9 protein-coding genes, 15 tRNA genes and 1 rRNA gene are annotated in these 9,465 nt (G+C 43.7%); 22 read left to right on the top strand and 3 right to left on the bottom strand.

The window, feature by feature from the left end; translation table 11 throughout:
• The 16 genes from BAZ21_RS12865 to BAZ21_RS12790 form a co-directional block, all read left to right on the top strand.
• A 23S ribosomal RNA gene (locus BAZ21_RS12865) occupies positions 1-78 on the top strand; the annotation flags it as partial.
• 66 nt (positions 79-144) lie between these two features.
• Positions 145-220, top strand: a tRNA-Asn gene (locus tag BAZ21_RS12860).
• A 3-nt stretch (positions 221-223) separates the two neighbouring features.
• A tRNA-Ser gene (locus BAZ21_RS12855) sits at positions 224-315 on the top strand.
• 16 nt (positions 316-331) lie between these two features.
• Positions 332-403, top strand: a tRNA-Glu gene (locus BAZ21_RS12850).
• Positions 404-471: 68 nt separating this feature from the next.
• Positions 472-547: transfer RNA gene (locus BAZ21_RS12845), tRNA-Val, on the top strand.
• A gap of 25 nt (positions 548-572) precedes the next feature.
• Positions 573-649: transfer RNA gene (locus tag BAZ21_RS12840), tRNA-Met, on the top strand.
• A gap of 15 nt (positions 650-664) precedes the next feature.
• A tRNA-Asp gene (locus BAZ21_RS12835) sits at positions 665-741 on the top strand.
• 37 nt (positions 742-778) lie between these two features.
• Positions 779-851: transfer RNA gene (locus BAZ21_RS12830), tRNA-Phe, on the top strand.
• Between the two features lie 21 nt (positions 852-872).
• A tRNA-Thr gene (locus BAZ21_RS12825) sits at positions 873-948 on the top strand.
• A gap of 4 nt (positions 949-952) precedes the next feature.
• Positions 953-1,038 (top strand) — tRNA-Tyr (locus tag BAZ21_RS12820).
• Positions 1,039-1,045: 7 nt separating this feature from the next.
• Positions 1,046-1,119: transfer RNA gene (locus BAZ21_RS12815), tRNA-Trp, on the top strand.
• A gap of 17 nt (positions 1,120-1,136) precedes the next feature.
• Positions 1,137-1,209, top strand: a tRNA-His gene (locus BAZ21_RS12810).
• Positions 1,210-1,218: 9 nt separating this feature from the next.
• Positions 1,219-1,293 (top strand) — tRNA-Gln (locus BAZ21_RS12805).
• Positions 1,294-1,300: 7 nt separating this feature from the next.
• Positions 1,301-1,372 (top strand) — tRNA-Gly (locus tag BAZ21_RS12800).
• 12 nt (positions 1,373-1,384) lie between these two features.
• Positions 1,385-1,459 (top strand) — tRNA-Cys (locus tag BAZ21_RS12795).
• Positions 1,460-1,471: 12 nt separating this feature from the next.
• A tRNA-Leu gene (locus tag BAZ21_RS12790) sits at positions 1,472-1,550 on the top strand.
• Positions 1,551-1,976: 426 nt separating this feature from the next.
• Here the strand turns inward: BAZ21_RS12790 and BAZ21_RS12785 are convergent.
• On the bottom strand, positions 1,977-2,567 hold the full coding sequence (locus BAZ21_RS12785; RefSeq protein WP_068500891.1) for a TetR/AcrR family transcriptional regulator: 591 nt from the start codon (positions 2,565-2,567) through the stop codon (positions 1,977-1,979).
• A 189-nt stretch (positions 2,568-2,756) separates the two neighbouring features.
• Here BAZ21_RS12785 and BAZ21_RS12780 point away from each other — a divergent pair, with 189 nt between their 5' ends.
• Complete coding sequence (locus tag BAZ21_RS12780) at positions 2,757-3,419, top strand: nitroreductase family protein (protein ID WP_068500888.1); 663 nt, start codon at positions 2,757-2,759, stop codon at positions 3,417-3,419.
• A 295-nt stretch (positions 3,420-3,714) separates the two neighbouring features.
• Here BAZ21_RS12780 and BAZ21_RS28495 read toward each other — a convergent pair whose 3' ends face one another.
• The gene (locus tag BAZ21_RS28495) at positions 3,715-3,882 is read right to left on the bottom strand and encodes a ParA family protein (RefSeq protein ID WP_141694970.1); all 168 of its coding nucleotides are present in this window, start codon (positions 3,880-3,882) and stop codon (positions 3,715-3,717) included.
• Between the two features lie 459 nt (positions 3,883-4,341).
• The gene (locus BAZ21_RS12775) at positions 4,342-5,052 is read right to left on the bottom strand and encodes a class I SAM-dependent methyltransferase (RefSeq protein ID WP_068500886.1); all 711 of its coding nucleotides are present in this window, start codon (positions 5,050-5,052) and stop codon (positions 4,342-4,344) included.
• A 204-nt stretch (positions 5,053-5,256) separates the two neighbouring features.
• On the opposite strand from BAZ21_RS12775, the gene BAZ21_RS12770 reads away from it, so the two are divergent.
• The 5 genes from BAZ21_RS12770 (at position 5,257) to BAZ21_RS12750 (ending at position 9,460) form a co-directional block, all read left to right on the top strand.
• Entirely contained in the window at positions 5,257-6,036 is a 780-nt protein-coding gene (locus BAZ21_RS12770) for a class I SAM-dependent methyltransferase (protein WP_068500883.1), read from the top strand.
• Positions 6,037-6,362: 326 nt separating this feature from the next.
• Positions 6,363-6,914, top strand: a complete 552-nt coding sequence (locus tag BAZ21_RS12765; protein ID WP_068500880.1) for a TetR/AcrR family transcriptional regulator — start codon at positions 6,363-6,365, stop codon at positions 6,912-6,914.
• Between the two features lie 100 nt (positions 6,915-7,014).
• Positions 7,015-8,265, top strand: a complete 1,251-nt coding sequence (locus tag BAZ21_RS12760; protein ID WP_373441557.1) for an MFS transporter — start codon at positions 7,015-7,017, stop codon at positions 8,263-8,265.
• Positions 8,266-8,392: 127 nt separating this feature from the next.
• Positions 8,393-8,704, top strand: coding sequence for a LiaF transmembrane domain-containing protein (locus tag BAZ21_RS12755; RefSeq protein ID WP_007432079.1), 312 nt, complete (start codon positions 8,393-8,395; stop codon positions 8,702-8,704).
• Between the two features lie 87 nt (positions 8,705-8,791).
• A complete protein-coding gene (locus BAZ21_RS12750) occupies positions 8,792-9,460 on the top strand; it encodes a PspA/IM30 family protein (RefSeq protein ID WP_068500874.1) in 669 nt (222 codons plus the stop codon).
• Positions 9,461-9,465 lie beyond the last annotated feature (5 nt).

The raw sequence follows: 9,465 nt of genomic DNA, 5'->3' as shown, positions 1-9,465 counted from the left end.
ACGAGGTAGATAGGTTGGGGGTGGAAGTGCAGTAATGCATGGAGCTGACCAATACTAATCGGTCGAGGGCTTATCCTAAAGATAGGACGCAATGGAGTTTCGGATCCAGTTTTCAGGGTGTAACCTTGAAAAAATGCTTAATATTCCCTGATAGCTCAGTTGGTAGAGCACTCGACTGTTAATCGAGTTGTCACAGGTTCGAGTCCTGTTCGGGGAGCCATATGGAGAGGTGTCCGAGTTGGCCGAAGGAGCACGATTGGAAATCGTGTAGGCGCCAAAAGCGTCTCGAGGGTTCGAATCCCTCTCTCTCCGCCAGAATTATTTCGTATATGGCCCGTTGGTCAAGGGGTTAAGACACCTCCCTTTCACGGAGGTAACAGGGGTTCGAATCCCCTACGGGTCATAAAAAATCCATAAAGAGCTTGAAATAAAAAGTTCATTATGGTATTATATGAGAAGTGTTCCAATTGTGGAGGCTTAGCTCAGCTGGGAGAGCATCTGCCTTACAAGCAGAGGGTCGGGGGTTCGATCCCCTCAGCCTCCACCATTTGAAAACTAATATTTATTACTATCGCGGGGTGGAGCAGTTCGGTAGCTCGTCGGGCTCATAACCCGAAGGTCGCAGGTTCAAATCCTGCCCCCGCAACCAACTAAATTTTATTATGGAACTGTGGTGTAGAGGCCTAACATGCCTGCCTGTCACGCAGGAGATCGCGGGTTCGAATCCCGTCAGTTCCGCCATTAGTAATACTTTCTTTAAAGAAGAGCCTTATTATAAGGCTCGGTAGCTCAGTCGGTAGAGCAGAGGACTGAAAATCCTCGTGTCGGCGGTTCGATTCCGTCCCGAGCCACTTTTAAATGAATATTTTTTTGCCGGTGTAGCTCAATTGGTAGAGCAACTGACTTGTAATCAGTAGGTTGGGGGTTCAAGTCCTCTCGCCGGCACCACTGTGGAGGATTAGCGAAGTGGCCAAACGCATCAGACTGTAAATCTGCTCCCTTACGGGTTCGGTGGTTCGAATCCATCATCCTCCACCAGTTTTATAGGGGCATAGTTTAAAGGTAGAACAACGGTCTCCAAAACCGTTGGTGTGGGTTCAATTCCTGCTGCCCCTGCCAAATATTCATTACTTGCGGCGGTCGTGGCGAAGTGGTTAACGCACCGGACTGTGACTCCGGCATTCGTGGGTTCAAGCCCCATCGGCCGCCCTTTAGTTTTGGGGATTAGCCAAGCGGTAAGGCAACGGACTTTGACTCCGTCATGCATAGGTTCAAATCCTATATCCCCAGCCATTTTCATGCGGACGTGGCTCAGCGGTAGAGCATCGCCTTGCCAAGGCGAGGGTCGCGGGTTCGATTCCCGTCGTCCGCTTTGATATACTCTGGCGCCATAGCCAAGTGGTAAGGCAAAGCTCTGCAAAAGCTTTATTCCCCAGTTCAAATCTGGGTGGCGCCTCCATAATTTGAATATGCCGGCGTGGCGGAATGGCAGACGCGCTCGACTCAAAATCGAGTGGGAAACCGTGGAGGTTCGAGTCCTCTCGCCGGTATTAGCTAAAAGAGTTCATTAGAGGCATTCTCTAGTGAGCTTTTTTTATTTGAGTTTTAGTACCCCACACAGTCTCGCGGTTCCAAACTTTTTGCCACTCTGCAAATCGGGGTAATACCAGCGGCAGCCCACTTTGTTTATTAAACCCGCTTAGCTACGGTAAACTTATTACATCCTACAGACCTATTTTTAGACTAAGCCCCCAACCAAACATTCCCTCACTAATCCACCCGGATGGTCATATCCAGAATTGGCAAGACAAAGATGCTGTGCAAGTCGACGATCGGGAAGGATGATCACGAGATTGGGGCCAGGCCGTCGTACAGCATACAAGGATAGGGGGATGATTCATTGTGTTACATAACAACCGGTGATTCAAGATAATGGTTTCATCTGAACGGGCAGGATAGAGCAATAGCGACAGGACCTATCCAAGCAGTTCTTTGGCTCCGTTCATCACTAAGGGCATAGTCTGTTTAACGAATGATTCCGCACTTATTAGACGCCCCTCATTGTTCCAAACGTAAGCCGCCCCATACATCCCCCAACTTAACATGATAGAAGCTGTATTTATTAAGAATTGCGCGTTTGGACTCGATAGCATCTTGTCTTTGTCTATAAAGGAAAGAAGTGTCGTTTGAATTTTTTCCTTTATTTGAATTTCGAATGCAGGTCCAAGCGATGTATACCTTCTTTTGCACATAGTGCTTAGACCCTTGTGAAAATCACATACACCCAGAAAAATACTCTGAATTGTTTCTTCATTTAATACTTCGTGACCGTTTATTCTACGATTTATGATTGTCATAAATGATTCCATTAGTTTGGCCTCAAGAATTTCGAATTTATCTACAAAGTGCGCATAAAAAGTCGCTCTGTTAACAGTAGCCCGCTCTGCAATATCCCTAACGGTTATCGATTCAAAGTCTTTTTCTTGAATTAATGAAGCAAAAGCGTCTTGAAGGAGTCGCCGTGTACGTATCACACGAGGATCAGCTTCATTTTTTTTAATTGTCATGGTTAAGATCTCCCCAATAAAACGACATTATAGAAATGGTGTTGTCTATACAACGGTTTATGGTTATTGATGATTGCGTACCATTCGGTTGTTATTATAACATATAAATACAACAAGTGTTGTTCAAACAACTAATGTTGTATTGAAACAAAATGCTGAATGCTGCTTTTCCAAAAGGAGGAGAGAACCATGTCGGTTTCACAACCGTCGCAAACGATGGAGCAACAACTTTTTTTTGATGTTATTCGAGAACGCCGGTCAGTTCGTAGCTATGATCCTGAGATCAAGATTTCGCGGGAGGAATTGATCGAAACATTACGGCAAGCCACGCTGGCTCCTTCAGCCGCTAACCTGCAGCCGTGGCGGTTTCTCGTTATCGACTCGCCGGAGCTGAAGCAGAAGCTGCTTCCGATCGCATTCAATCAACAGCAAGTGGTCGAGGCTTCGGCTGTCATTGCGGTACTCGGAGATTTGGAGTGTTATAAATTGGCCGAGAAAATTTACGGAATGGCGGTCGATGCTGGTTACATGCCTGCAGAGACGGCTAAATCGTTTGTGGAACGCTATACCGGCATGTATTCGAGCATGCCGCCCGAGGCCATCCGCCAAAAAGTTTATACCGACGGCGGGCTAGTATCAATGCAACTCATGCTTGTCGCCCGCGCTAAAGGCTATGATACGGTCCCGATGGGCGGCTATGACCAGGCTAAATTTGTAGAAGCGTTCGATATTCCGGAGAGATATGCTCCTGTTATGCTTATCGCCATCGGCAAGGCGACGAAGCCCGGTCATCCGGCGGTAAGACTGGCTGTCGATGATGTAGCTTTCTTTAACGAAATGCCTATGGAATAACAAAATGTAAAAGACCTTGGCACCCGCTTTTTCTCTTGTAAACGGAAGATCGAGCTTTTTGAGATTCTTATTGTCAAAAATATATAGCTTAGCTATACTGCTTTCAACAGCATTGTTCCGATACTAATTACCGATTGAACTAATTCCTAAATGGTGGAATGTTTATTATGCAATGTTTCTGCTAGCTCTGTCGTTGATACTATTTTGGTTTTTAATGATGTTTAAAGAGATGATGATAAAGAAAAATAGGAGGGAGAGTAAAATAGTCAAAAATTTAAAGGTGAAAATAAAAGAACTATTTAAAAGCAAGAAGTCTAATAATTAGATGTAGTGATTTCTGAGCTTTTACTAAACTTAATTTAAGTTTAATCCTCAGATAAGACGTAAGCGAGATTGTAGGCGGTGTCGTTTTACCTGTACCGCTTTTCTGATTGGCAATGGTGATAACGGTTGTTTTGGACATAGCATGTACCCTCCCTGAAGCTGGCGCTTCATTAATTTGGTCAATGGAAGGGAGCGGGCTGGTTCTGCTTTAGTTCTTTCCGAGTTCTTCCCAATGTCTAAAAATGGCTTCTTTTTCGGTGATCGCGGGAAGTCAGACAGGCTCTGAATTCAACACAAAAGCCCGCGAAAAACCTTGATTTTACAAGGCTTTTCGCGGGTTTTAGATTCCTCTTCTTTGACTTAATTTCTGCTATCATTGCATGTATGACTCAAAATCGAGCGGGAAACCGTGGAGGTTCGAGTTCTCTTGCTGGTATACCGAAAAATAGGTTTGTAAAATTGTATTAAACAATTTTTACAAACCTATTTTTTATTTTCAAGTAGTTGTTCTGATTTTTGTGTGCCGTTCAATAATAGTCATCAATAACACGTTATGGTTAGTGTCCCGTTTTATCTTTTATTATGAGTATTAAGTCACCTATTTGGATGCGATAATAACGAGCGCTGGTGATTCTATGTTATAGGGAGACTTGCCATAATCACCGTATACCGATATAGAATGAAATCCGCAATTCAGGAGCTCGTTCTGAAGCTGAGTTTTTGTAACAGGATAAAGAAGGATCGTATTTGAATGAGTATCTGAGTGATCTTCCAGAATTGTAGTAAACCTAATTTTATGATCTAAAGGCTCATACTTACGAGTAAATGTAAACGTATCTTTTTGTATCAGCGGGAAGGAATAATTTTGATGACGTAATACATTCTCGAAATTTACAGTTTGAATGACCAGCTTACCCTGTTCATTCAGCATGTCATATGCAGCTTGAAGAAATGTACATATTTCATTGAAATTGTCCAGATGGGCAAGAGTGTTGCCGATACAATAAATTCCATCAAACGTCGCATTTAACTGGAGTATTTGCTGCATGCTGTTTGGCATCACTTTTATATGAAGTTGGTCACGGTCTGATTTTTCCTTAATCTTAACGGTCATGCTTTGTTCGGGTTCGGCTGCAGTAAGGATATAGCCAGCCTTTGCCAAAGCAATCGCAGTGTTGCCCGTACCTGCGCCCACATCAAGCAAAGTGGAAGCGGCTGGGAAACAGGAGAATAGAAAGCTGATTTGCTTGTCATTTGCAGGAAATATTTCATCATAATATGGGGTTAATACTTTATAGAAATTCGTCATATTGTTCGCTCCTCAGGTAGTCAATTACTGTATTGTTAGAAATGTGGTGTCCAACATAAAGGTGTTTAACCAGCTTAATAGAGATATACTCCTTTTTTTTTACGAACCTAGTGATTCCAATCACAATCATGTTTATAGTGAGACCTTATACTGCGAGTATGATAATGATAATTATTATCAATTAAATAAAAGAGGTGCCCATACATGAATAAAACTGCCCATGAAAAGTCCGCCCATCTATTTCTAGCCTCCCTGGGTAAAACCAGATTGCGTCCAGGAGGTAAGGCTGCAACGGAAAGAATTCTGGAGGCGTGTCAAATCACCCCTGATACAAAGCTGCTTGAGGTAGCTCCCAATATGGGGACGACAGCTATTCATATTGCCAAAACCTACGGTTGTAATGTAACCGGAATCGATCTTCACGAACCGAGTGTGCTGAAGGCCCGGGAAAACATCAAAACCCATGGTTTGGAAAACTCCGTTCATATTGAGTTTGGAAATGCTCTTTCCCTTCCGTTTGCGGATGAATCATTTAATGTTGTTATTAATGAAGCCATGTTGTCGATGCTTCCTCTAGAGCAGAAGCGCCAAGCTCTCAAAGAATTTATGAGAGTTCTGAAACCCGGGGGACGACTGGCAACCCATGATTTGCTGGTACGCCTTGACCCGGAGAAGGAAGAAAACCGTTCGCGGCTGAACGATCTCCAGAAGGTACTTTATGTCAACGCTCAGCCCATGATGGAGTCCGCCTGGAGTGCGCTGTTTAACGAGACTGGGTTCAGCAAAATTGACGTTAATACGGGAAGCATGACGCTGCTGTCTCTAAAGGGACTTATTGTAGATGAAGGGTGGGAGGGGACCATTAACATTCTAAATAATGCCTGCCAGGATCAAGACAGCAAGCAATATTTATTCAGGTTGATCAGCACATTCGACGACAATACTGACTTATACGGTCACATTACTTTTGTTGCTACCAAGTAAACTTATGCCACAAAAGGATATTAATGATAATCTACTGTTGGAATTTCATGCGATCAACAAGAAGTTTGGTGGAAAAGCCTAGACTCTGAATGAACAGCATAACGTGCCCGATAAACCACGAAAAGCTTTGGTTTCCCAAGGCTTTTCGTGGTTTTTTAGATTCCTCTTCTTGGCCTTGCATTCCGCTACCGACTGGATAGCAGGTACGACTCCAAATTGAGTGAGAACCCCAGGTAAATTTGACGGGGATTTGCTGTGTGTAGTAGGATAATGGTACTGAAAAAACGTTTTTAGTTTTATTGAGTGGAAAGAAATGAGGGATGCAGATGAAGGAAAGGATTTTGGAAGCTTTTGTGGAGGAAGCGCATGAAAGTGGTTTGAAATTTACCATGGATGATCTTGCGAAAAGACTCGCTATTAGTAAGCGTACCTTATATGAGCATTTTTCATCCAAAGCACTCATTTTAGAAACGCTTATAGAGCGTACGAGTGATGATATGATTCGAATCACCGAGCAAATTATCGGAAACGATCAACTAACTTTGTTGGAGAAGATTAAGCAGGCGATCAGGGTCATGCCGCAATATTATGAGTTTTATGATTTGCGAATACTGGAACAAATGAAAAAATATTATCCTGAGCATTGGAAAAGAGTGCATGCCGATTTGAGTGATTGGCCCCAGCTCAGAACATTAATCCAGCAGGGCATCCAGGAAGGGATTATTGTAAATAAAAACGAGGCGCTCATTATGAGACTTATTATTGATTCTATAAATTTGACGCTTGATCAGCGTTTTTTTCTGGATAGCAGTGTTACGGTTAAGGAGGCTACCTATTCTATCGCAGATATTTTGTTATTTGGATTGGCCCAAAAATAGAAAATGTCCTCAACAATATGTTGCATATTTGAAGAGGGCATTTCTTCGCGAGAAAACTCATAAAACAATTTAAGTTTTGTTGTTTTTTAGAAATAAAGAGATACAGAAAAGGAATGGTGGAATTATGTCTATACTGACACGGAATCGGGGAGCAATGCTCTTGTTGATGCTTAATATTTTTTTAGCATTCATGGGGATTGGCCTGGTGGTACCTGTTTTACCTAAGTTTATAAGTGAGCTAGGGATGAATGGCTCATCAATGGGGCTGATGGTTGCAGCTTTTGCACTGACACAGCTTTTGTTATCACCCTTATCGGGAAAGTGGTCTGATCGTTATGGACGTAAAAAATTGATTGTCTTCGGCATGATCGTTTTTATGTTATCTGAGCTTGTCTTTGGACTTGCCAGTTCTGTTCCAATCTTGTTTGTTGCACGAATCATGGGCGGGGTAGGAGCAGCGCTTCTTACTCCTTCTATTATGGCCTATGTTGCTGATGTGACCTCATTCGAGGAAAGGGGAAAGGGAATGGGGATGATTAATGCAGCGATCAACACAGGCTTTATTATTGGACCAGGGATTGGTGGTTTGCTCGCCACATATGGAATACGTATTCCCTTTTTTGCAGCCGCAGGAGCCGCGGGGATAGCCGCTGTCTTGTCCTGGCTGGTGCTGCCCGAATCCTTAAGCAAAGAAAAGCAGCAATACAATAGAGAGCTTCCACGTCAAAGGGAAAACCTTTTGCAGCAATTTGCCAAGTCCTATCGTTCTCCTTATTTTATGGGCTTACTGATTGTATTTGTCGTTGCGTTTGGGCCGGCTAACTTTGAAACGGTATTTGGACTATTTGTTGATCATAAATATGGTTTTACACCGATGGATATTGCGATCATTATAACGACTGGCTCCATTTTGGGCGCAGTTGTGCAAGCAACTATATTTGGCTGGATTATTAATCGTTTTGGTGAGAAAAAAGTAATTCACATCTGTTTGGCTGTTGGTGGACTGTTCATTTTTCTAACGCTGTTTGCTGAAAAGTACGCGATGATTATGTTAACGACCTTCATTATTTTTCTGGCTATGGATATCCTCCGTCCGGCAGTAAGCACTTCTCTGTCGCGACAGGCGGGGGATGAGCAAGGGTTTGTGGCAGGTATGAACTCCTCCTATACAAGTTTGGGGAATGTGATTGGACCGCTGATTGCGGGGCTGCTGTTTGATGTTCATATCAATATGCCTTATATGGTTGCAACGATAGCATTATTGATGTGTCTCGTCCTTTCACTCCGCTTTAAGCAAGCGGGAGAGCCACGCTCAACAGCCCATGTAGCAGAACAGCGTAGAGGTGGATAGCCGCAGGTCTGTATATATCCTCGACTAAGGTCTAGGTTCGAAAACCGTCTGGGGTCCGTTTTGACGAACGCTTGATCAGCGTACAATAAGGACATAAGCAAGACACAGTGAAAGGCGGTGAGAGATCGTGAGAGTTAACAAAGGGAATGGCTTGGCTATTGTACTGATCGTGCTAGGTTCGATTTTGCTGCTCGGTAAGTTTACCCCGTTTTTCGGTTACTTTGTAGGACATCTGATTGGTTACTTGATTCCGATAGCCATGATTATGTTGGGTTACTACGGTGTGAAAAGAGGAAATGCGCTCTTCGGCTGGATCGTGCTTGTGCTCGGGGTACTGATTTTACTGGGTAAACTATCCTGGCTCATTGGGCCGCTGCTGGCAATTGGGTTAATCATATTTGGTGTATCCATGCTGAGCGACCGCAGAAGACGCTACTGAATGTGACAGTTTGAGGAATGAAGAAGGTTATGGAAACAAGCAGTATTAAAATTATGAAAATACGAAATGTGAAAGGAGCAGACGCTAATGAGTGTTTTTCGAAGAATGCGTGATATTACCGTAGCAACCTTCAATGAGCATTTGGAACAAAGTCAAGATCCGGTGCAACTGATTGACCAGTTTCTATATAATACCCGCCAGGAAATCGCTGAAGCGGAAAAACTGCATCAGCAGTATGCAGTGCATACAAGACAGATGAAGCAGCAGTTGGATCATGCATTGTCCATGCAGGCCAAACGGGAGGAACAGGCGCTACTGGCTTTGAAAGCAGATGAAGAACACGTTGCAAAGCTGGCCCTTCAGGAAAAAATGCTGTATGCAGAAAAAGAAGAGCAGTATAGAGAGCTGTGGGAGCAGAGCCGTGAATCACTACGTGAATTGGAGCAACAGCTGGATACATTAAAGACAGAATATCAAACGGTACACAGTAAGCGTCAGTATTATGCCGCACGTGTACAAACATTGAGACTCCAGCAGCAAATGAACGAACGGGCAGGTACATACGGCGGACGAAATGTTCCCCGAATGTTCAACCGCTTGGAAGACCGGGTAGCCGATATGGAAGCAGAAACGCTGAGTCTGCGTGATTTACGTCGGGGTGAGGAGCATGCAAGGGATGCTCAAAGCGGTGGATCGCTGCTCGAACAAGAGTGGGCGAGACTGAAAAGCAAGCTGAACAACAGCGGGAAGGAGTAAGTTGA

This window comes from Paenibacillus kribbensis, from assembly GCF_001705305.1.
In the GTDB taxonomy this organism is placed as follows: Bacteria; Bacillota; Bacilli; order Paenibacillales; family Paenibacillaceae; genus Paenibacillus; species Paenibacillus kribbensis_B.
This window is presented reverse-complemented; position numbering and strand designations above follow the sequence as displayed.